We start from the raw sequence: 20,115 nt of genomic DNA on the forward strand, positions 1-20,115 counted from the left end.
TTGTGTATCTCGATCAGAGGATTCGGTGTGCTGACAGGTCGTGGCAGCGATTAACAGTAGAGTCAGGCCTTGCCGTTACAGCTTGACGGCAGAGTCGGGGGGCCGGTGACGCAGGCCACAGGCAAACAGCCCCGGGCTCTTAGCTCGGTCGATAAACGCGCACATTGGCATGCCCCTCACTGAGCAAATGGTGGGCATGCAGGCGACTCATCACGCCTTTGTCGCAATACAGCAGGTACTGACGGCTGTTATCCAGTTCCTTGAAACGCGCGTTCAATGCGTAGAACGGCAGCGCTTGCACGTCGATGCCAGCGATTTCCAGCGGCTCATCTTCGGCGGCATCCGGGTGACGGATGTCGACGATAATCTGGCCGGCCAGGGCTTCGCTGACTTCTTCGATTTGCACGTCTTGGCCCAATTCTTCGATTACGCGATCGATCGGGACCATTTTAGCGTTCTCGAGCGCACGCTCCAGAATCGCCATGTCGAACTGTTGTTCTTCGTACTCCACGCGGTTGCGCTTGGCGTGGGTCTTGGGGTTCACCGAGATGACCCCGCAATATTCAGGCATGTGCTTGGCGAAATCCGCCGTGCCGATTTCTTCGGCCAGGTCGATGATGTCCTGCTTGTGACTGGCAATCAGCGGGCGCAGCACCAGCTTCTCGGTCACGCAGTCGATCAGCGACAGGTTCGGCAGCGTCTGGCTGGAGACCTGGGAGATCGCTTCACCGGTCACCAACGCGTCGATCTGCAACTGATCGGCGATTCGGGACGCAGCGCGCAACATCATACGCTTCAATACTACGCCCATATGACTGTTATCGACTTTGCCGAGAATTTCGCCCAGCACTTCCTCGAACGGCACGCTTACAAATAGCACGCGTTGGGAGCTGCCGTACTTCTTCCAGATAAAGTGCGCGACTTCCATCACGCCCAATTCATGTGCACGCCCGCCCAGATTAAAGAAGCAGAAGTGGCTCATCAGGCCGCGGCGCATGATCTGGTAGGCCGCTACCGTGGAATCGAAACCGCCGGACATGAGCACCAGGGTCTGTTCCAGGGCACCCAGCGGGTAGCCGCCGATGCTGTTGTGCTGGCTGTGAATCACAAACAACCGTTGGTCGCGAATTTCCATGCGCACTTCAATTTGCGGCGCTTTCAGGGAAATTCCGGCGGCGCCGCACTCGCGACGCAGCTTGCTGCCAACGTATTTCTCGACGTCCATGGAGCTGAAGGTGTGCTTGCCGGCGCGCTTGCAGCGCACCGAAAAAATCTTGCCTTCAAGCTCATTGCCAAAGTGCTGTTTGCACTTCTCGGTGATGTCGTCGAAGTCGCCCAGCGGGTACTCATCCACCTGCAGGAAATGCGCGATGCCCGGCATGCAGCTCAGGCGCTCGGTCATGTCCTTCAAGGCTTTGGCATCGGTGATACGGGTTTCCAGCTCGAGGTTGTCCCACACGCCATTCACCACCACAGCCGGGTCCAGGTCACGGAGCACGGCACGGATGTTCTTGGCCAACTGACGGATGAAACGCATCCGTACCGGTCGGCTTTTGATGGTGATTTCGGGGAACACTTTAACGATTAATTTCATGGAAACAGCGCGCGCCGGGCCTGCTGAAAAAGGGGGGCGCGGATTATAGCGGAAATCGCTCAAGGTTTAACCAGTTAATATGCATCACACGCAGCACGCACCAAAACGGGTCATTTATGTGAATTAGCGCTACATTGCAGTGCGTGATTTATTCCGTTTCAGCGGATTGCACCGTTATAGGGGCGATTTTGAGGCAAAAAGGCCATGTTGGCGCACTGGCATGCAATTTGCTCTCTTGTGAGGCAGGTTGCCTTGGTCGAGTATTCGCGCCGGCATCACCCACATTCTAAGGGCTAACTCCACTATCCAGCCCGAAGCCACCCGGAGGACACCATGTCGAAGTCGGTTCAACTCATCAAAGATCATGACGTTAAATGGATTGATCTGCGCTTCACGGACACTAAAGGTACTCAGCACCACGTGACCATGCCGGCTCGCGACGCGCTGGATGATGCTTTCTTCGAAGAAGGCAAAATGTTCGACGGTTCCTCCATTGCCGGTTGGAAAGGCATCGAAGCTTCCGACATGATCCTGATGCCGGACGACAGCACTGCCGTTCTCGACCCGTTCACCGAAGACCCAACCCTGATCATCGTCTGCGACGTGATCGAGCCTTCGACCATGCAAGGCTACGACCGCGACCCACGTGCGATCGCCAAGCGCGCCGAGGAATACCTGAAGTCGACCGGTATCGGCGACACCGTATTCGTAGGTCCGGAGCCAGAATTCTTCATCTTTGATTCGGTCAAGTTCAAGTCCGACATCTCCGGCTCCATGTTCAAAATCTTCTCCGAACAGGGTTCGTGGATGTCCGACCAGGACATCGAAGGCGGCAACAAAGGCCACCGTCCAGGCATCAAAGGTGGCTACTTCCCGGTTCCGCCGTTCGACCACGACCACGAAATCCGTACCTCCATGTGCAACGCCATGGAAGAAATGGGCCTGGTCATCGAAGTTCACCACCACGAAGTGGCGACTGCAGGCCAGAACGAAATCGGCGTGAAGTTCAACACCCTGGTTGCCAAGGCTGACGAAGTTCAGACCCTGAAGTACTGCGTACACAACGTGGCTGATGCCTACGGCCGTACCGCTACTTTCATGCCTAAGCCGCTGTATGGCGATAACGGTTCGGGTATGCACGTTCACCTGTCCATCGCTAAAGATGGCAAGAACACCTTCGCTGGCGAAGGTTATGCCGGCCTGTCCGACACTGCCCTGTACTTCATCGGCGGTATCATCAAGCACGGTAAGGCCCTGAACGGCTTCACCAACCCGTCGACCAACTCCTACAAGCGTCTGGTCCCAGGTTTCGAAGCACCGGTAATGCTGGCCTACTCGGCGCGCAACCGCTCCGCCTCGATCCGTATTCCTTACGTGTCCAGCCCGCGCGCTCGCCGTATCGAAGCTCGCTTCCCGGACCCGGCAGCCAACCCGTACCTGGCCTTCGCGGCCCTGGTCATGGCTGGCCTGGACGGTATCCAGAACAAGATCCACCCTGGCGACGCTGCCGACAAAAACTTGTACGACCTGCCGCCTGAAGAGGCCAAAGAGATCCCACAAGTGTGCGGCAGCCTGAAAGAAGCCCTGGAAGAGCTGGACAAGGGCCGCGCGTTCCTGACCAAAGGCGGCGTATTCAGCGACGACTTCATCGATGCCTACATCGAGCTGAAAAGCGAAGAAGAAATCAAAGTACGCACCTTCGTACACCCACTGGAATACGAGCTGTACTACAGCTGCTGATCCGGTAGCGCCGCTTAACGTGGCGTGACGAAAAGACCTCCTTCGGGAGGTCTTTTTTTGCCTTGCGTTTAGCGAGCCGGGGCGTGGCGGTCGAGCATTTTTCCAACCATCAAGGTGCCGAGAGCACTGAGCTGATGAATCGCCAGTACGGTATCGCGGTGTTTGCCTTCCAGCGCCTCGGACAAATCAAGCAACAAGGTGCTGACTGAGGAGAAGGCTTCGAAGCTGTTGACCAGCAGGGACTCGTCATCGCTGCCGGGATCGACGGTGAAGACGGATGGAGGTGGATTTGGGTTTGCTTTGAACATGTCTTAACTTCCTCGAATGAGGCCGCCATCGACTCGCTACTAAACGATAGGGTGGCAGCTATGCGCAGGTTAGTAGACCGGGGAAGTTAAGCAAAAGCCGGCGCACCCGAAGGTGCCCTACGCACAGCCGCCATGAAGGTCGGAGTGGTACGACTTAACTTAACCCTCAGGCTACTAAACCTGATCGCTGATGAGCAGCGACCGAGCAACCTTAGAGACGACAAGCTAGCCGTACAAGCCGGCGGATTCTGGCTCACCTGTAGGCAAGCACGCAAGCTAAGGTAGCCTCTGGCTGACACTGCCAGAAATCTGCAAACCCAATCAAAATGTGGGAGCGGGCTTGCTCGCGAAGGCGGTATATCAGTTAATGCATCGGGTGACTGACACACCGCCTTCGCGAGCAAGCCCGCTCCCACAAGGAGATCTACGTTGAAACATAAACTTGCATTCGCCCTGTTGTTCGCCTGCGCCACAGCCAGCGCCGCGCCGCCCACGCTGGAGCCTCTGCTCAACAGCATCGCCGAACGCCTGGAGATCGCCGACCAGGTGGCCCTGAGCAAATGGGACAGCCACAAGCCCGTAGAGGACAAGAAGCGCGAACAGGAAGTGATCGCCAGCGTCGTCGCCCAGGCGCCTACTTACAAACTGGACCCCGCCGCCGCCGAGCAATTTTTCTCGGCGCAGATCGAAGCCAATAAGTTGGTGCAATACACCCATCTATCCGACTGGCAGTTCCAAGGCAAAGCGCCCGACGACCCGCGCCCAGACCTGGTAAAACAAATTCGCCCGCAACTGGACCAACTGCAAAAACGCCTGCTCCAGCAACTGGCTGACTTTACCCCCCAGCGCACCGATCCACAGTGCCCCCAATGGCTGGCCACCGCCGTGCATGAGCCGCAGAATGATCCGCTGCGCCAACTGGCAATGATCCGCGCCACCGCCGAGCTGTGCATCTACAAAGGTTAAAGCCTGCAAACCCAATCAAAACTGTGGGAGCGGGCTTGCTCGCGAAGGCGGCGAATCAGTCGATACATGTGTTGACTGACACACCGCCTTCGCGAGCAAGCCCGCTCCCACATTTGGACTCGGTGCATTCAGTTGCGCCTTCCAAGCCTTCCTGAACAACTTTCACAAAACCGCACTATATTGGTGCGATAGCCTGCACGCTTCACACCTGGCCAGCCCATTTTGGTTCGATTCTTCCCGAACAAGCTGGCAGAACGCCACAGTTTCGCGCCTTAAACCCCTATTTCAGGGCTTTAACGCTTCTTTTCGGAGCCTTGGTTTGGTTTTTGCATTTTCCTTGTATCAGCGTGTGCCTCAAGCCCGCGCCTTGCTCCAAAAGAGGTCCTGATGACCATTAGCGATGCACTGCACCGTTTGTTACTCGACAACCTGACCACCGCGACCATTCTGCTCAATGACGACCTGCGTCTTGAGTACATGAACCCGGCGGCGGAGATGCTCCTGGCCATCAGCGGCCAGCGCAGCCATGGGCAGTTCATCAGCGAATTGTTCACCGAGTCGGCCGAAGCCTTGAGCTCGTTGCGCCAGGCGGTGGAACAGGCACACCCGTTCACCAAGCGTGAAGCGATGCTCACCGCCCTTACCGGCCAGACGCTGACCGTCGACTACGCCGTGACCCCGATCCTGAGCAACGGCGCGACATTGCTGTTGCTCGAAGTGCACCCCCGCGACCGCTTGCTGCGCATCACCAAAGAAGAAGCGCAGCTGTCCAAGCAGGAAACCAGCAAGATGCTGGTGCGCGGCCTGGCCCATGAAATCAAGAACCCGCTGGGCGGGATTCGCGGCGCGGCGCAACTGCTCGCGCGCGAACTGCCGGAGGAGCACCTCAAGGACTACACCAACGTCATCATCGAGGAAGCCGACCGCCTGCGTAACCTGGTGGACCGCATGCTCGGCTCCAACAAGTTGCCATCGTTGGCCATGACCAACGTGCACGAGGTGCTGGAGCGCGTTTGCCAGTTGGTGGAAGCCGAAAGCCAGGGCTGCATCACCCTCGTACGCGACTACGACCCGAGCATTCCCGATGTATTGATCGACCGCGAGCAGATGATCCAGGCGGTGCTCAATATCGTGCGCAACGCCATGCAGGCCATCAGCAGCCAGAACGAGCTGCGCCTGGGCCGCATCAGCCTGCGCACCCGCGCCCTGCGCCAGTTCACGATCGGCCATGTGCGCCATCGCCTGGTGACCAAAGTCGAGATCATCGACAACGGCCCGGGCATACCTGCGGAATTGCAGGAAACCATCTTCTTTCCCATGGTCAGCGGCCGCCCGGACGGTACCGGGCTGGGCCTGGCCATTACCCAGAACATCATCAGCCAGCACCAGGGTTTGATCGAATGTGAAAGCCATCCTGGCCACACCACGTTCTCGATCTTTCTGCCTCTGGAACAAGGAGCCCCATCGACATGAGCCGTAGTGAAACCGTCTGGATCGTCGATGACGACCGTTCTATCCGCTGGGTCCTCGAGAAAGCCTTGCAACAGGAAGGCATGACCACCCAAAGCTTCGACAGCGCCGACGGGGTGATGAGCCGCCTGGCGCGTCAACAGCCGGACGTGATCATCTCCGACATCCGCATGCCCGGCGCCAGTGGCCTGGACTTGCTGGCGCGCATCCGCGAGCAGCACCCGCGCCTGCCGGTGATCATCATGACCGCCCACTCGGACCTGGACAGCGCTGTCGCGTCCTATCAGGGCGGCGCCTTTGAGTACCTGCCCAAGCCATTCGACGTGGACGAGGCGGTGGCGCTGGTCAAGCGCGCCAACCAGCACGCCCAGGAACAGCAGAACCAGGAAGCCCCTCCCGCCCTGACCCGCACCCCGGAAATCATCGGCGAAGCGCCGGCGATGCAGGAAGTGTTTCGCGCTATCGGGCGCTTGAGCCACTCCAACATCACCGTGTTGATCAACGGCGAGTCGGGTACCGGTAAAGAGCTTGTGGCTCATGCACTGCACCGTCACAGCCCACGGGCGGCCTCGCCGTTTATCGCGCTGAACATGGCGGCGATTCCCAAGGACTTGATGGAGTCCGAGCTGTTCGGCCATGAGAAAGGCGCGTTCACCGGCGCCGCCAACCTGCGCCGTGGCCGCTTTGAACAGGCGGACGGCGGCACGCTGTTCCTCGATGAAATCGGTGATATGCCGGCCGACACCCAAACCCGCTTGCTGCGCGTATTGGCCGACGGCGAGTTCTACCGCGTTGGCGGGCACACGCCGGTCAAGGTCGACGTGCGCATCATCGCGGCGACGCACCAGAACCTCGAAACCCTGGTGCACGCGGGCAAATTCCGTGAGGACTTGTTCCACCGTCTGAACGTGATCCGTATTCATATCCCACGCATGTCGGACCGCCGCGAAGACATCCCGACCCTCGCCCGCCACTTCCTCAGCCGCGCCGCCCAAGAGTTGGCCGTCGAGCCGAAGCTGCTCAAAAGCGAGACCGAGGAATACCTGAAGAACCTGCCATGGCCGGGCAACGTGCGCCAGCTGGAGAACACCTGCCGCTGGATCACGGTAATGGCATCCGGGCGTGAGGTGCATATCAGCGACCTGCCGCCGGAGCTGTTGAGCTTGCCGCAGGACTCGGCACCGGTAACCAACTGGGAGCAGGCGCTGCGCCAATGGGCCGACCAGGCCCTGGCACGCGGCCAGTCGAACCTGCTGGACAGCGCCGTACCGGCCTTCGAGCGAATCATGATCGAAACCGCCTTGAAGCACACCGCCGGCCGCCGCCGCGACGCCGCTGTGCTGCTCGGCTGGGGCCGCAATACCCTGACGCGCAAGATCAAGGAGCTGGGGATGAAGGTGGATGGCGGGGATGATGATGAGGGTGATGAGGCTTAACACCTCTTCCTGATCCACTGAAGATCCCCTGTGGGAGCGGGCTTGCTCGCGAAGGCGGTGTGTCAGTCAGCAGATGTATTGACTGACACACCGCCTTCGCGAGCAAGCCCGCTCCCACATTTGGATCTCCACAAAGTTCCAGGACTGTGCACCGCTTCAATGCACCATGAACTAGCATCGCGCACATCCAGCCAGCCTGAAACACCCGCCGAATCAAGAAAAAATCAAATCGCAAAAACACCAAAGCCCCGTATTCCGGGGCTTTGCGCATTCTGGAAATTTTTTTTGGCACACATTGCAAACTCTGGCACGCGCCCTGCAATAACCCTTGTACTACCCAGTTTCGGGGACCTTGGTACAGGCAGGCCGAGAATCCCCTCTTTACACCCGGGGTGCTTGATGCGAACTGCGTCGTGCCCCACACCCGTTTCGGGAACCTCGGTACAGGCAGGCCGGGGATTCCCTCTTTAATACCGAAGCCTTGTAAGGCTTCACCCCGTTTTGGGAGCCCTGGTACAGGCAGGCCGGGAACTCCCTTCTTTACACCCGGGGCTTATGCGGCGCAGCGCCCATAGCCCCAGCCCGTTTTGGGAACCTTGGTACAGGCAGGCCGGGAATTCCCTCTTTTATTGCTCTCGGAGAAGGATCTCCAACCGCCAGCGGCCCTCGGCCTTCTCGCCTTTCCACTCCCCGCGCAACGGCCGAGCCGCCACCAGGTTCAGCAGCAAGCCGCCATCGGTCTTGCGGATGCGCCAATTCACATCGTTGTCATTGACCTTGAGTTGCCCGCTGGCGGCGTTGCCTTGCGCGTCGAACAGCAGCGCCACGGTGCCGTCGATATGTTCGCCGTGCAGCTTGGGCTCGCTGTTGAACCACACCACCACGCTGTCCGCAGCTGTCTCTACCTGCTGCAACTCAACCGGGTCGGGGGTGGTCAGGCGGCCGATCATCAGGCCGATCATCAAACCGACAATCACCAATGAGCCCATGACCTTCGGCAATAGCTTCGGTCTTGGGTCATCTTCGGGGGTAGAATGCAGCGCATCTTTGCCTTCGGAGCCGTGCATGTTTCACGTCATCCTTTTTCAACCAGAAATTCCGCCGAATACCGGCAACGTTATCAGGCTGTGCGCCAACAGTGGCTGCCACCTGCATTTGATCGAGCCCCTGGGCTTCGACATGGACGACAAGCGCCTGCGCCGCGCCGGGCTGGACTACCACGAGTACGCCACTCTCAAGCGCCACGCCGACCTCGCAAGCTGCCTGGAAAGCCTGGGCCACCCACGGCTGTTCGCGTTCACCACCAAGGGTTCGCGGCCATTTCACGATGCCAGCTTTGCCGAAGGCGACGCCTTCCTGTTCGGCCCGGAAAGCCGAGGCCTGCCGGCCGAGGTGCTCGACGCACTGCCCGAGGGCCATCGCCTGCGCTTGCCGATGCGCGAGGGCTGCCGCAGCTTGAACCTGTCCAACACCGTGGCTGTTGCCGTCTACGAAGGCTGGCGCCAGCTCGGTTTCAAATAACACCGCATAACAAATGTGGGAGGGGGCTTGCCCCCGATAGCAGTGGGTCAGCCAACACCTATTCAGCTGACACACCGCAATCGGGGGCAAGCCCCCTCCCACATTTTTAGCGCATCGACTTATTGAACGGTCGACGAACCTTCCTGTTGCATGCGCTGCAGCTCTTGAGCGTACAGGGCATCGAAGTTCACCGGAGCCAGCATCAGCGCAGGGAACGAGCCACGGGTGACCAGGCTGTCCAGGGTCTCACGGGCATACGGGAACAGGATGTTCGGGCAGAACGCACCCAGGGTGTGGCTCATGGACGCTTCGTCCAGGCCCTGGATCAGGAAGATACCAGCCTGTTGCACTTCAGCGATGAAAGCGACTTCTTCGCCGTTCTTGACGGTGACCGACAGGGTCAGCACGACTTCGTGGAAGTCGCCTTCCAGTGCCTTTTGACGGGTGTTCAGGTCCAGCGCAACGCTTGGCGTCCATTCCTGACGGAAGATGGCCGGGCTTTTCGGCGCTTCGAACGACAGGTCACGCACGTAGATCCGCTGCAGCGAGAATTGTGGGCCTTGCTCTTGCGCTGCTTCGGTGTTCTGTTGGTCAGTCATCGCAGATCCTTCTTGATCTTGGGGTCTTTTAGGGTTTTGGAGTCAGACGAGCAGCAGCGCATCGAGTTTACCGGCGCGCTCCAGAGCGAACAGGTCATCGCACCCACCGACATGCTTGGCGCCGATCCAGATCTGCGGCACGGAAGTGCGTCCCGCTTTTTTGGTCATCTCGGCGCGCACCTGCGGCTTGCCGTCGACCTTGATCTCTTCGAAGGCAATGCCCTTTTTCTCAAGCAGGGCCTTGGCCCGAATGCAGTAGGGGCAATAATCGCTGGAATACACGACAACCTGGCTCATATCACTTCACCAGCGGCAGGTTATCGGCCTTCCAGCTGCCGATACCACCGGACAGTTTGGCGGCGGTGAAACCGGCCTTGAGCATCTCGCGGGCGTGGGTGCCGGCGTGCTGGCCTTGGGCGTCGACCAGAATAATGGTCTTGGCTTTGTATTTTTCCAGCTCGGCCAGGCGTGCGATCAGCTTGTCCTGTGGAATGTTCAGTGCGCCGACGATATGACCGGCAGCGAAATCCTTGACCGGGCGAATATCCACGACAACGGCCTCATCCTTGTTGACCAGCGCGGTCAGCTCCGACGTGCTCAGGCTGCGGCCACCGCGGCTCATTTCATGAGCGATCAGCAGCGCCAGCAGGATGACGAAGGCACCCGCGAGCAGGTAGTGGGCAGTGGCAAATGCAATCAGGTGATCAACCATCAAGGAGGTTCCAGGGCGTTAAAATGGCGGTAAGTATACACAGCCGTCAGGGGCGGCCAACCCCCGTAAAGCGGTGACGTGGTCGGAACTTCGCTTTAAACTGCTACTCCCTTTTAGATTGCCTTCCTTTATTACCGCCGCGAGAGGATCTATGACTACTACGCCTAAACCTTTGGTCCTGATAATTCTCGATGGCTTCGGACACAGTGAAAGCCACCACGACAACGCCGTGTACTCGGCCAACAAGCCGGTACTGGACCGCCTGACCGCCACCGTACCCAACGGCCTGATCTCCGGTTCCGGCATGGACGTGGGTCTGCCGGACGGCCAGATGGGTAACTCGGAAGTCGGCCACATGAACCTCGGCGCCGGACGAGTGGTATACCAAGACTTCACACGCGTGACCAAATCGATCCGCGACGGCGAGTTCTTCGAGAACCCGACCATCTGCGCGGCGGTGGATAAAGCAGTCGCAGCCGGCAAGGCCGTGCACTTCATGGGCCTGTTGTCCGACGGCGGCGTTCACAGCCACCAGGACCACCTGGTCGCCATGGCCGAGCTGGCCTTCAAGCGCGGCGCAGACAAGATTTACCTGCACGCCTTCCTCGACGGCCGCGACACCCCGCCCAAAAGCGCGCAATCGTCCATCGAACTGCTCGACGCCACCTTCGCCGCACTCGGCAAGGGCCGTATCGCCAGCCTGGTCGGCCGTTACTTCGCCATGGACCGCGACAACCGTTGGGACCGCGTCTCCCAGGCTTACAACCTGATCGTCGACGGCCAGGCCGAATTCAACGCCGCCACCGCCCAGGAAGGCCTGGAAGCCGCCTACGCGCGAGGCGAGAGCGATGAGTTCGTCAAAGCCACCACCCTCGGCGAGCCGGTCAAGGTCGAAGACGGCGATGCCGTGGTGTTCATGAACTTCCGCGCCGACCGTGCCCGCGAACTGAGCCACGTGTTCGTCGATGCCGGCTTCAAAGACTTCGAGCGCGCCCGCCAGCCGAAGGTCGAGTTCGTCATGCTCACCCAATACGCCGCCAATATCCCGGCCCCGGCGGCTTTTGCCCCGGGTAGCCTGGAAAACGTGCTGGGCGATTACCTGGCGAAAAACGGCAAGACCCAGCTGCGCATCGCCGAAACCGAGAAATACGCCCACGTGACCTTCTTCTTCTCCGGCGGCCGTGAAGAACCGTTCCCGGGCGAAGAGCGCATCCTGATCCCATCGCCAAAAGTCGCCACCTACGACCTGCAGCCGGAAATGAGCGCGCCGGAAGTCACCGACAAGATCGTCGATGCCATCGAACACCAGCGTTACGACGTAATCGTGGTCAACTACGCCAACGGCGACATGGTCGGCCACAGTGGCAATCTGCAAGCGGCTGTAAAAGCAGTGGAATGCCTGGACCTGTGCGTCGGCCGTATCGTCGACGCCCTGGAGAAAGTCGGCGGCGAGGCACTGATCACCGCCGACCACGGCAACTGCGAGCAGATGTCCGACGAATCCACCGGCCAGGCCCATACCGCCCACACCACCGAGCCGGTGCCGTTCATCTACGTTGGCAAGCGCGACTTCAACGTGCGGCACGGCGGCGTGCTGGCAGATGTGGCGCCAACCATGTTGATGCTCATGGGGCTGGAGAAGCCGAAAGAGATGACCGGCACCTCAATCCTGGTCTGACTTTAAAACACACCGCAAAACCTTGTGGGAGGGGGCTTGCTCCCGAAAGCGGTGGATCAGTCGACATCTATTTGACTGACTCACCGTCTTCGGGAGCAAGCCACCTCCCACATTTGACGTCCAGCGTTTGGCAGATGTCTTTTTGCCATACGCCCGCCACTCGGCACCTATCTTGCCTTCCAGCCCGAATTGGGCGTTTTTTTTGCGGCGCTTGGCGGGCATACTAGGCCGTCCCTTTCCCTGGTGTCGCCCGCCTCTATGCTTCGCGCCTTGATTACCCTCGCTCTAGTCTGCCTGCTCCAACCGGCGTTTGCCGATGAGCGCGCACAAACCCAACAACAGTTGGACGCTACGCGTCAGGACATTACCGAGCTTAAAAAGCTGCTCGGCAAGCTCCAGGAAGAGAAATCCGGGGTGCAGAAAGACCTGCGCGGCACGGAAACCGAGATGGGCAAGCTGGAGAAGCAGGTCCAGGAGCTACAAAAAGAATTAAAGAAGAGCGAGTCGGAACTGGAGCGACTCGACGCTGAGAAAAAAAAACTCCAGAGCGCACGCGTTGAACAGCAACGCCTGATCGCGATCCAGGCCCGCGCCGCTTACCAGAGCGGCCGCCAGGAATACCTCAAGCTGCTGCTCAACCAGCAGAACCCGGAAAAATTCGCGCGCACACTCACCTATTACGACTACCTGAGCAAGGCACGCCTGGCGCAATTGAAGGGTTTTAACGAAACCCTGCGGCAACTGGCCAACGTCGAACAGGAAATAGCCGACCAGCAGTCGCAATTGCTCGACCAGAAGACCGCCCTCGACACCCAGCGCGATCAGTTGGACAAAGTGCGCAAGGAACGCCAGCAGGCCCTGGCCAAGCTCAATGACGATGTAAAAGCCCGCGACGCCAAGCTGCAAGCCCGCGAGCAAGACCAGGCCGACCTGGGCAAAGTCCTCAAAACCATCGAAGAAACCCTGGCCCGTCAGGCACGTGAGGCCGAAGAGGCGCGGCAAAAAGCGCTGATCGCCCAGCAGGAAGCGGAAAAAAAGCGCCAGCGTGAGGCCGAGCTGGCCGCCACGAGCGACGCGCCAGCGCCACGTAAACCGGCGCATGCAGCCCCTGGCCCAGTGGTTTCCAGCAGCGGCGAGTCTTTCGGCGGACCTTTTGCTTCAGCCCGTGGAAAACTTCCATGGCCTGTTGATGGTCGACTACTGGCACGCTTCGGTGAAACCCGTGGCGATGACACCCGCGCCAAGTGGGATGGCGTGATGATCAGTGCTGCCGCCGGTAGCCAGGTCCACGCCGTCCACGGTGGGCGTGTGGTGTTTGCCGATTGGTTGCGAGGCGCCGGTTTGCTGGTGATTCTTGACCACGGTAATGGCTATTTGAGCCTTTACGGCCACAATCAGACTTTACTCAAGTCGGCAGGTGATGTTGTAAAAGCCGGTGAATCCATCTCCACTGTCGGTAACAGTGGCGGCCAGGACACTCCGGCGCTGTACTTCGCTATTCGTCAGCAGGGCCGCCCGAGCGACCCTGCACAATGGTGCCGTTCCCAAGGATAGGGCCGCATCTACATTAGGAGTTCGTTCGACATGCTGCATTTGTCCCGCCTCACTTCGCTGGCCCTGACGATCGCCCTGGTGATCGGCGCGCCTCTGGCTTTTGCCGACCAGGCTGCACCGGCTGCACAAGCTGCCACAGCCGCGACCACCAAGGCGCCGCTGCCGCTGGACGAGCTGCGCACCTTTGCCGAGGTCATGGACCGGATCAAGGCAGCCTATGTCGAACCCGTAGACGACAAGACCCTGCTGGAAAATGCCATCAAGGGCATGCTCAGCAACCTCGACCCGCACTCCGCTTACCTGGGCCCGGAAGATTTCGCCGAGCTGCAGGAAAGCACCAGCGGTGAGTTCGGTGGCCTGGGCATCGAAGTCGGCTCTGAAGACGGCCAGATCAAAGTGGTCTCGCCGATCGACGACACCCCGGCGTCCAAGGCCGGCATCCAGGCCGGCGACTTGATCGTGAAGATCAACGGCCAGCCGACCCGTGGCCAGAGCATGACCGAAGCCGTCGACAAGATGCGCGGCAAGCTCGGCCAGAAAATCACCCTGACCCTGGTGCGCGATGGCGGCAACCCGTTTGACGTGACCCTGGCCCGCGCGACCATCACGGTCAAAAGCGTGAAGAGCCAGCTGCTGGAGTCAGGCTACGGCTATATCCGTATCACCCAGTTCCAGGTCAAGACCGGCGACGAAGTGGCCAAGGCCCTGGCAAAGCTGCGTAAAGACAACGGCAAGAAGCTAAACGGCATCGTCCTCGACCTGCGTAACAACCCGGGCGGCGTGCTGCAGTCTGCGGTGGAAGTGGTCGACCACTTCATCACCAAAGGCCTGATCGTCTACACCAAGGGCCGTATCGCCAACTCCGAACTGCGCTTCTCGGCCACCGGCAACGACCTCAGCGAAAACGTGCCGCTGGCTGTGCTGATCAACGGCGGCAGCGCCTCGGCGTCGGAAATCGTCGCCGGCGCCCTGCAAGACCAGAAGCGCGGCGTGCTGATGGGCACCACCAGTTTCGGCAAAGGCTCGGTGCAAACCGTGTTACCGCTGAACAACGATCGCGCATTGAAGATCACCACGGCGCTGTACTACACGCCGAACGGTCGCTCGATCCAGGCCCAGGGGATTGTGCCGGACATCGAAGTACGCAAAGCCAAGATCACCAACGAGATCGACAGCGAGTACTACAAAGAGGCGGACCTGCAAGGTCACCTGGGCAATGGCAACGGCGGCGCCGACCAGCCGACCGGCAGCGGCGCCAAAGCCAAGCCGATGCCACAGGACGATGATTACCAACTGGCCCAGGCACTGAGCCTGCTTAAAGGCCTGAGCATTACGCGCAGCCGTTGATATGCGTTTTGCCCTGATCATCGCTGTGCTGTGCAGCCTGGCCGGAGTCGCCCATGCGACTCCGGCCGAAGAGCCTCGCAAAGCCTACCTGACCCTCATCATCGACGACCTGGGGCAAAACCTGCCCCGGGATCGTCGCGTGCTCGCCCTGCCCGGGCCGGTGACCACGGCGATCATGCCCGACACACCCCACGCCGCCGAATTCGCTCGCGAGGCGCACAAGGCCGGCAAAATCGTGATCCTGCACATGCCGATGGACCCGGCCACCGGCCCATTTGCCTGGCACCCTGACCTGCCCATCGAAGAACTCGGCAAGCGCCTGGACGCCGCCTTCAAGGCCGTGCCTTACACCGCCGGCATCAACAACCACATGGGCAGCCGCATGACCGCCCAGCCGGCCGCCATGGCCTGGCTGATGGCCGAGCTGCAACGGCGTAACAAGTTCTTTGTCGACAGCCGCACCAGCGCACAAACCGTCGCGGCCGCCGAAGCACAGAAGATCGGCCTGGCCCATGTCTCGCGGGATGTATTCCTCGATGACGAACGCACCGAAGCGGCGATTACCACGCAGCTGCAAACCGCGATCAAGCTGGCGCATAAACAGGGTTCAGCGGTGATGATCGGCCATCCTTATCCACAGACCCTGGCCGTGCTTGAGCGCGAGTTGCCCAAGCTCAAGGCCCAAGGCGTCGACTGGATTGATATCAAGTTGATGATCAGCGTACGCAGCAACCAGGCCATGAGTGCCCACGGCAAAAACGGCATCTACCGCTAGATACGACGACGAAGAACCAAAGTGGGAGCTGGCTTGCTCGCGAAAGCGGTGCATCAGCTGGCATATTTGTCACTGAAAGAGCGCTATCGCTGGCAAGCCAGCTCCCACATTTTTGACCGCGTTTATCCAGAGGCTGACGACCGTCACATGGCCATCCTGCTGATTGCTGTGCACGACAGGGCTGTATTTGGAATGCAGTCAAACCTGTGGGAGCGGGCTTGCTCGCGAAAGCGGTGGGTCAGCTGGCATATTTGTCACTCAAAGACCGCTATCGCAGGCAAGCCAGCTCCCACAATTGCCTCCTGCCAGTTACAGGTAACGGGCCATGATCTCATCAACCACGCCATCTTTACGCAGTTGGTCCAGCGCGGCCTGAAGCTTGGCCACCAACTCGTCCGGTACGTCCTTGTTCAATGCGAGGTAGAGCTGGGCGCTGTTGAAGCGCAGGACCGTCTTCAACCCCGTCACCCCCACCTGGCGCGCCAAATAACGCCCGGCCGGGTCACCGGTGGCCCACAGGTCGATCTGGCCGTCCATGAGCTTTTTCGCGTTGTCCTGGTCGCGTAACACCACCAGTGGGTTGAGGCCCTGCTTTTCCAGGGACTCGGCAATGGCATCGCCCTTGTATGCGCCGATCTTGTAGCGGCGCGCGTGCTCGAGGTCGTCCAGTTGAATCTTGCTGTCGGCTTTGGCCAGCATCACCCAATCGTCCGGGCCGATAGGGCCGACCCATTTGAACAGGGCTTCCCGGTCCGGTAGGCGGGCCATGACGAAGACGCCGTAGCCAGGCTTTTCCAGGGCGAGTTTGTAGATTCGCTCCCAAGGAAAGCGCAGGGTGAGGTTGTAGGAAATGCCGGCGCGCTTGAAAGTCTCCCGCACCACGTCCACAGCGATGCCTTCGATGTTCTCGTCTTTGGCGAAGTTCTTGCCGTTTTTCGCCATGTTGTAAGGCGGGAAATTTTCCGTCAGCAACACCAGGGAGGCGTCGGACGGTTCTTCGGCGTGGGCAGCACCGGCGATGAGCACGGAGGTACTGGCGAGAGCGAGCAGCAGGGTCTTGAACATGAAGGCTACCGGAATCCATGGCAAGCGCAGAGAGTGCCGCGCGCCTGCCATGGTGTCCAGCAGCGTTTAGCGAACGACGATACCGCGCGCCGCCATGTAGGCCTTGGCCTCGGGAACGGTGTATTCGCCAAAGTGGAAAATGCTCGCTGCCAGCACCGCGCTGGCGTGACCTTCGATTACGCCGTCGGCCAGGTGCTGCAGGTTGCCGACGCCGCCGGACGCAATCACCGGGATACCCAGTGCATCACTGATGGCGCGGGTCACACCCAGGTCGAAGCCGTTTTTCATGCCGTCCTGGTCCATGCTGGTCAGCAGGATTTCACCGGCGCCCAGGCCTTCCATCTTCATCGCCCATTCCACCGCGTCCAGGCCGGTCGGCTTGCGACCGCCATGGGTGAAAATCTCCCAGCGCGGGGTTTCGCCCGGGCCAGAGACTTTCTTGGCGTCGATAGCGACCACGATGCACTGCGAGCCGAAGTGCTGCGCGGCCTCGCCGACGAACTCCGGGTTGAACACGGCAGCGGTGTTGATCGAGACCTTGTCCGCGCCGGCGTTGAGCAGGTTGCGGATGTCTTGCACGGTGCGCACGCCACCGCCGACGGTCAGTGGGATAAACACCTGGCTGGCCATGCGCTCGACGGTGTGCAGCGTGGTGTCGCGACCGTCGACGCTGGCGGTGATGTCGAGAAAGGTAATCTCGTCGGCACCTTGCTCATCATAACGACGGGCGATTTCCACCGGGTCGCCGGCATCGCGGATGTTCTCGAACTTGACGCCCTTGACCACGCGACCGTTGTCGACGTCCAGGCAAGGGATGATGCGTCTGGCTAAAGCCATAGACTTAATCTCCGATTAAGAAGCTTCAAGCTATAAGCTGCAAGTAGAAGCGGATTTGCTTTTGCTTGCAGCTTATAGCTTACGACTTGGAGCTGGCCGCGTAGCCATCACAAAACGCTTGGGCTTCGGCCACATCCAGCGTGCCCTCATAAATCGCGCGGCCTGTGATAGCGCCTATGATGCCGGGGGCCTTGGCGTCCAGCAGCGACTTGATGTCGCCCAGGTTGTGAATGCCACCGGAAGCGATAACCGGAATCCTGGTGGCCGCAGCCAACGCAGCCGTGAACGGTACGTTGCAGCCCTGCATCATGCCGTCTTTGGCGATGTCGGTATAAACGATGGCGGACACGCCGTCAGCTTCGAACTGCTTGGCCAGGTCGATCACCTGGACAGTGCTGATTTCAGCCCAGCCGTCGGTGGCGACGAAACCGTCTTTAGCGTCCAGGCCCACGATCACTTTACCCGGGAACGCGCGGCAGGCCTCAGCGACGAACGCCGGGTCTTTCACGGCCTTGGTGCCGATGATCACGTAGCTCACGCCGGCCTTGACGTAGTGCTCGATGGTTTCCAGGGAGCGGATACCGCCACCGATCTGGATCGGCAGGTTCGGGTAGCGCTTGGCGATGGCAGTGACCACTTCGCCATTGACCGGCTGGCCTTCGAAGGCGCCGTTCAAGTCCACCAGATGCAGACGACGGCAGCCCCCTTCTACCCATTTGGCAGCCATGCTCACCGGGTCATCGGAGAACACGGTGGAATCTTCCATGCGGCCTTGGCGCAGGCGGACACAAGCGCCGTCCTTGAGATCGATAGCGGGGATAATTAGCATGCTTTTCCTTCGTCAAAGAGCTGCAAGCTGCGAGCTATAAGCTGCAAGCAAGCACGCGTATTAAGTCTTGCAGCTTGAGGCTTTCAGCTGCTTTTTTCTAAAGCCCACAGGTCGCTTTCGATGCTTTCGAACCTTTCTTTAAGGAGCGTCTGCGTGTCGAAAATCGCCCTGTTGTAATAGTGCGGCGCAACTTCGGTGGTGAACAGTTCAAGAAGCTCGGCGACCTCGAACGAGCCCAGCTTGAGCTCGAAACGGTCCTCCATGAAGCGCTTGATCTTGAAGGTAGCCTCACGCTCCTGCTCGGGCGTGAGGTTCAAGATCGGCACCTTGGGCTGCTTGGCCATTTACCAGCGGCCATCCCACGCGGCGAAGTTCTGCAGCAATTGCAGGCCATGGGTATGGCTCTTCTCCGGGTGGAACTGCACGGCAAAGCGCGAACCTTCGGCCAGCGCCGCGGCGAAGTCGACGCCGTAGTGCCCGCCACCCACCACCTGGCGCGGGTTACCGGCGGCGATGTAGTAACTGTGCACAAAGTAAAAACGCGCCATGTCCGGGATTTCGTGCCACAGCGGGTGATCCACGGTGCGGCGCACTTCGTTCCAGCCCATGTGCGGGACTTTCAAATGCTCGCCGTCTTCATGCAGGTCTTTGCCGAAGAACTTCACCTGGCCGGGAAACAGGCCGATGCAGTCAACGCCGCCGTTCTCTTCACTGCTGTCGAGCAAGGCTTGCATGCCCACGCAGATGCCGAGGAACGGGCGGTCCTGGCTGACTTCGCGCACCAGGCTGTCAAAGCCCAGGCGGCGGATCTCGGCCATGCAATCGCGAATCGCGCCGACGCCCGGAAACACCACCCGGTCGGCTTCGCGAATCACGCTGGCATCGCTGGTGATCAGCACCTTGCCGGCACCTACGTGCTCGAGGGCCTTGGCCACCGAGTGCAGGTTACCCATGCCGTAGTCGATAACCGCGACCGTCTGCATTACAGAACGCCTTTGGTCGAGGGCATCTGACCGGCCATGCGGTCATCGAGCTCTACAGCCATGCGCAGCGCGCGGCCGAAAGCCTTGAACACGGTTTCGATCTGGTGGTGGGTGTTGGTGCCGCGCAGGTTGTCGATGTGCAGGCTGACCAGTGCGTGGTTGACGAAGCCCTGGAAGAATTCCTGGAACAGGTCGACGTCGAAGCCGCCCACGGTGGCGCGGGTGTAGGGCACGTGCATCTGCAGGCCTGGGCGGCCGGAGAAGTCGATGACCACACGCGACAGCGCTTCGTCCAGCGGGACATAGGCGTGGCCGTAGCGACGGATGCCTTTTTTGTCGCCGATGGCCTTGGCAAACGCCTGGCCGAGGGTGATGCCTACGTCTTCCACCGTGTGGTGGTCGTCGATATGCAGGTCGCCCTTGCAGACGATATCCAGGTCGATCAGCCCATGACGGGCGATCTGGTCCAGCATGTGCTCAAGAAAAGGTACACCGATATCAAATCGGGCCTTTCCGGTGCCATCCAGGTTAATCGAGGCTTTGATCTGGGTTTCCAGAGTGTCGCGCTCGACGGACGCCTTACGTTCGGCCATCACCAGCTCCGCAAAATCATTGGGCGAAAAAGGCAGCCATTATAGGGGCGCGGGCGCCAAACAGAAACATCGAAGGGCATAAGACTGATGGAGTGTCGAGGATAGACA

General features: G+C 59.9%; 21 protein-coding genes. 9 read left to right on the top strand and 12 right to left on the bottom strand.

The window, feature by feature from the left end; genetic code table 11:
• Window positions 1-139: 139 nt before the first annotated feature.
• On the bottom strand, window positions 140-1,594 hold the full coding sequence (thiI, locus tag ACDZ94_RS06770) for a tRNA uracil 4-sulfurtransferase ThiI (protein WP_221293720.1): 1,455 nt from the start codon (window positions 1,592-1,594) through the stop codon (window positions 140-142).
• A 333-nt stretch (window positions 1,595-1,927) separates the two neighbouring features.
• On the opposite strand from thiI, the gene glnA reads away from it, so the two are divergent.
• Entirely contained in the window at window positions 1,928-3,334 is a 1,407-nt protein-coding gene (gene glnA / locus ACDZ94_RS06775; RefSeq protein ID WP_017138628.1) for a glutamate--ammonia ligase, read from the top strand.
• Window positions 3,335-3,402: 68 nt separating this feature from the next.
• On the opposite strand, the gene ACDZ94_RS06780 is transcribed toward glnA, so the two are convergent.
• Entirely contained in the window at window positions 3,403-3,642 is a 240-nt protein-coding gene (locus tag ACDZ94_RS06780; RefSeq protein ID WP_064450258.1) for a DUF6124 family protein, read from the bottom strand.
• A 429-nt stretch (window positions 3,643-4,071) separates the two neighbouring features.
• On the opposite strand from ACDZ94_RS06780, the gene ACDZ94_RS06785 reads away from it, so the two are divergent.
• The 3 genes from ACDZ94_RS06785 (at window position 4,072) to ntrC (ending at window position 7,514) form a co-directional block, all read left to right on the top strand.
• Window positions 4,072-4,608: a chorismate mutase gene (locus ACDZ94_RS06785; RefSeq protein WP_432751228.1), complete on the top strand. Its 537-nt coding sequence runs from the start codon at window positions 4,072-4,074 to the stop codon at window positions 4,606-4,608.
• Between the two features lie 387 nt (window positions 4,609-4,995).
• Window positions 4,996-6,081: a nitrogen regulation protein NR(II) gene (gene glnL, locus ACDZ94_RS06790; RefSeq protein WP_056860661.1), complete on the top strand. Its 1,086-nt coding sequence runs from the start codon at window positions 4,996-4,998 to the stop codon at window positions 6,079-6,081.
• A complete protein-coding gene (gene ntrC, locus ACDZ94_RS06795; protein ID WP_008435682.1) occupies window positions 6,078-7,514 on the top strand; it encodes a nitrogen regulation protein NR(I) in 1,437 nt (478 codons plus the stop codon). The genes glnL and ntrC overlap by 4 nt, the downstream gene beginning before the upstream one ends.
• A 626-nt stretch (window positions 7,515-8,140) precedes the next feature.
• On the opposite strand, the gene ACDZ94_RS06800 is transcribed toward ntrC, so the two are convergent.
• Window positions 8,141-8,581, bottom strand: a complete 441-nt coding sequence (locus ACDZ94_RS06800) for a hypothetical protein (RefSeq protein WP_407015932.1) — start codon at window positions 8,579-8,581, stop codon at window positions 8,141-8,143.
• Between ACDZ94_RS06800 and ACDZ94_RS06805 the strand changes: the two genes are divergently transcribed.
• Complete coding sequence (locus tag ACDZ94_RS06805; protein WP_065930799.1) at window positions 8,580-9,035, top strand: tRNA (cytidine(34)-2'-O)-methyltransferase; 456 nt, start codon at window positions 8,580-8,582, stop codon at window positions 9,033-9,035. The genes ACDZ94_RS06800 and ACDZ94_RS06805 overlap by 2 nt on opposite strands.
• A 119-nt stretch (window positions 9,036-9,154) precedes the next feature.
• Here the strand turns inward: ACDZ94_RS06805 and secB are convergent, their stop codons facing one another.
• Genes secB through ACDZ94_RS06820 form a run of 3 tightly spaced genes read right to left on the bottom strand, consistent with a single transcriptional unit; the run spans window position 9,155 to window position 10,346 of the window.
• The gene (secB, locus tag ACDZ94_RS06810) at window positions 9,155-9,634 is read right to left on the bottom strand and encodes a protein-export chaperone SecB (protein WP_064450254.1); all 480 of its coding nucleotides are present in this window, start codon (window positions 9,632-9,634) and stop codon (window positions 9,155-9,157) included.
• A gap of 42 nt (window positions 9,635-9,676) precedes the next feature.
• Window positions 9,677-9,931: a glutaredoxin 3 gene (grxC, locus tag ACDZ94_RS06815; RefSeq protein ID WP_064450253.1), complete on the bottom strand. Its 255-nt coding sequence runs from the start codon at window positions 9,929-9,931 to the stop codon at window positions 9,677-9,679.
• Window position 9,932: 1 nt separating this feature from the next.
• Entirely contained in the window at window positions 9,933-10,346 is a 414-nt protein-coding gene (locus ACDZ94_RS06820) for a rhodanese-like domain-containing protein (protein ID WP_064450252.1), read from the bottom strand.
• A 151-nt stretch (window positions 10,347-10,497) separates the two neighbouring features.
• On the opposite strand from ACDZ94_RS06820, the gene gpmI reads away from it, so the two are divergent.
• From gpmI to ACDZ94_RS06840, 4 genes are all read left to right on the top strand, one after another.
• Entirely contained in the window at window positions 10,498-12,024 is a 1,527-nt protein-coding gene (gene gpmI / locus ACDZ94_RS06825) for a 2,3-bisphosphoglycerate-independent phosphoglycerate mutase (protein WP_221293719.1), read from the top strand.
• A gap of 258 nt (window positions 12,025-12,282) precedes the next feature.
• Window positions 12,283-13,578, top strand: coding sequence for a murein hydrolase activator EnvC family protein (locus ACDZ94_RS06830; protein WP_064450250.1), 1,296 nt, complete (start codon window positions 12,283-12,285; stop codon window positions 13,576-13,578).
• 30 nt (window positions 13,579-13,608) lie between these two features.
• Window positions 13,609-14,925, top strand: a complete 1,317-nt coding sequence (locus ACDZ94_RS06835; protein WP_064450249.1) for a S41 family peptidase — start codon at window positions 13,609-13,611, stop codon at window positions 14,923-14,925.
• A 1-nt stretch (window position 14,926) separates the two neighbouring features.
• A complete protein-coding gene (locus ACDZ94_RS06840; protein ID WP_064450248.1) occupies window positions 14,927-15,700 on the top strand; it encodes a divergent polysaccharide deacetylase family protein in 774 nt (257 codons plus the stop codon).
• Window positions 15,701-16,009: 309 nt separating this feature from the next.
• On the opposite strand, the gene ACDZ94_RS06845 is transcribed toward ACDZ94_RS06840, so the two are convergent.
• The 6 genes from ACDZ94_RS06845 to hisB all read right to left on the bottom strand — a co-directional run bounded on the left by ACDZ94_RS06845 (window position 16,010) and on the right by hisB (window position 20,007).
• Window positions 16,010-16,765: a substrate-binding periplasmic protein gene (locus ACDZ94_RS06845; RefSeq protein WP_064450247.1), complete on the bottom strand. Its 756-nt coding sequence runs from the start codon at window positions 16,763-16,765 to the stop codon at window positions 16,010-16,012.
• Window positions 16,766-16,831: 66 nt separating this feature from the next.
• Entirely contained in the window at window positions 16,832-17,602 is a 771-nt protein-coding gene (hisF, locus tag ACDZ94_RS06850; protein WP_064450246.1) for an imidazole glycerol phosphate synthase subunit HisF, read from the bottom strand.
• Between the two features lie 79 nt (window positions 17,603-17,681).
• Window positions 17,682-18,431: a 1-(5-phosphoribosyl)-5-[(5-phosphoribosylamino)methylideneamino]imidazole-4-carboxamide isomerase gene (gene hisA, locus ACDZ94_RS06855; protein ID WP_020299544.1), complete on the bottom strand. Its 750-nt coding sequence runs from the start codon at window positions 18,429-18,431 to the stop codon at window positions 17,682-17,684.
• A gap of 83 nt (window positions 18,432-18,514) precedes the next feature.
• Window positions 18,515-18,775, bottom strand: coding sequence for a DUF2164 domain-containing protein (locus ACDZ94_RS06860; RefSeq protein WP_064450245.1), 261 nt, complete (start codon window positions 18,773-18,775; stop codon window positions 18,515-18,517).
• Window positions 18,776-19,414, bottom strand: coding sequence for an imidazole glycerol phosphate synthase subunit HisH (gene hisH, locus ACDZ94_RS06865; protein WP_064450244.1), 639 nt, complete (start codon window positions 19,412-19,414; stop codon window positions 18,776-18,778). It lies immediately after the preceding gene.
• Window positions 19,414-20,007, bottom strand: coding sequence for an imidazoleglycerol-phosphate dehydratase HisB (gene hisB, locus ACDZ94_RS06870; protein WP_432751229.1), 594 nt, complete (start codon window positions 20,005-20,007; stop codon window positions 19,414-19,416). The genes hisH and hisB overlap by 1 nt, the downstream gene beginning before the upstream one ends.
• Between the last annotated feature and the right edge of the window lie 108 nt (window positions 20,008-20,115).

The organism is Pseudomonas sp. UBT (genome assembly GCF_050915955.1).
In the GTDB taxonomy this organism is placed as follows: Bacteria; Pseudomonadota; Gammaproteobacteria; order Pseudomonadales; family Pseudomonadaceae; genus Aquipseudomonas; species Aquipseudomonas antarctica_A.

What these genes read in the sequence shown, in the direction of transcription:
- gpmI (WP_221293719.1), top strand. Translation starts at nt 10,498, where the DNA reads ATGACTACTACGCCTAAACCTTTGGTCCTGATAATTCTCGATGGCTTC.
- ACDZ94_RS06845 (WP_064450247.1), bottom strand. Translation starts at nt 16,765, where the DNA reads ATGTTCAAGACCCTGCTGCTCGCTCTCGCCAGTACCTCCGTGCTCATC.
- ACDZ94_RS06805 (WP_065930799.1), top strand. Translation starts at nt 8,580, where the DNA reads ATGTTTCACGTCATCCTTTTTCAACCAGAAATTCCGCCGAATACCGGC.
- thiI (WP_221293720.1), bottom strand. Translation starts at nt 1,594, where the DNA reads ATGAAATTAATCGTTAAAGTGTTCCCCGAAATCACCATCAAAAGCCGA.
- secB (WP_064450254.1), bottom strand. Translation starts at nt 9,634, where the DNA reads ATGACTGACCAACAGAACACCGAAGCAGCGCAAGAGCAAGGCCCACAA.
- glnL (WP_056860661.1), top strand. Translation starts at nt 4,996, where the DNA reads ATGACCATTAGCGATGCACTGCACCGTTTGTTACTCGACAACCTGACC.
- ACDZ94_RS06860 (WP_064450245.1), bottom strand. Translation starts at nt 18,775, where the DNA reads ATGGCCAAGCAGCCCAAGGTGCCGATCTTGAACCTCACGCCCGAGCAG.
- ACDZ94_RS06840 (WP_064450248.1), top strand. Translation starts at nt 14,927, where the DNA reads ATGCGTTTTGCCCTGATCATCGCTGTGCTGTGCAGCCTGGCCGGAGTC.
- ACDZ94_RS06800 (WP_407015932.1), bottom strand. Translation starts at nt 8,581, where the DNA reads ATGCACGGCTCCGAAGGCAAAGATGCGCTGCATTCTACCCCCGAAGAT.
- hisF (WP_064450246.1), bottom strand. Translation starts at nt 17,602, where the DNA reads ATGGCTTTAGCCAGACGCATCATCCCTTGCCTGGACGTCGACAACGGT.
- grxC (WP_064450253.1), bottom strand. Translation starts at nt 9,931, where the DNA reads ATGAGCCAGGTTGTCGTGTATTCCAGCGATTATTGCCCCTACTGCATT.
- hisA (WP_020299544.1), bottom strand. Translation starts at nt 18,431, where the DNA reads ATGCTAATTATCCCCGCTATCGATCTCAAGGACGGCGCTTGTGTCCGC.
- hisB (WP_432751229.1), bottom strand. Translation starts at nt 20,007, where the DNA reads ATGGCCGAACGTAAGGCGTCCGTCGAGCGCGACACTCTGGAAACCCAG.
- glnA (WP_017138628.1), top strand. Translation starts at nt 1,928, where the DNA reads ATGTCGAAGTCGGTTCAACTCATCAAAGATCATGACGTTAAATGGATT.
- ntrC (WP_008435682.1), top strand. Translation starts at nt 6,078, where the DNA reads ATGAGCCGTAGTGAAACCGTCTGGATCGTCGATGACGACCGTTCTATC.
- ACDZ94_RS06780 (WP_064450258.1), bottom strand. Translation starts at nt 3,642, where the DNA reads ATGTTCAAAGCAAACCCAAATCCACCTCCATCCGTCTTCACCGTCGAT.
- ACDZ94_RS06835 (WP_064450249.1), top strand. Translation starts at nt 13,609, where the DNA reads ATGCTGCATTTGTCCCGCCTCACTTCGCTGGCCCTGACGATCGCCCTG.
- ACDZ94_RS06830 (WP_064450250.1), top strand. Translation starts at nt 12,283, where the DNA reads ATGCTTCGCGCCTTGATTACCCTCGCTCTAGTCTGCCTGCTCCAACCG.
- hisH (WP_064450244.1), bottom strand. Translation starts at nt 19,414, where the DNA reads ATGCAGACGGTCGCGGTTATCGACTACGGCATGGGTAACCTGCACTCG.
- ACDZ94_RS06820 (WP_064450252.1), bottom strand. Translation starts at nt 10,346, where the DNA reads ATGGTTGATCACCTGATTGCATTTGCCACTGCCCACTACCTGCTCGCG.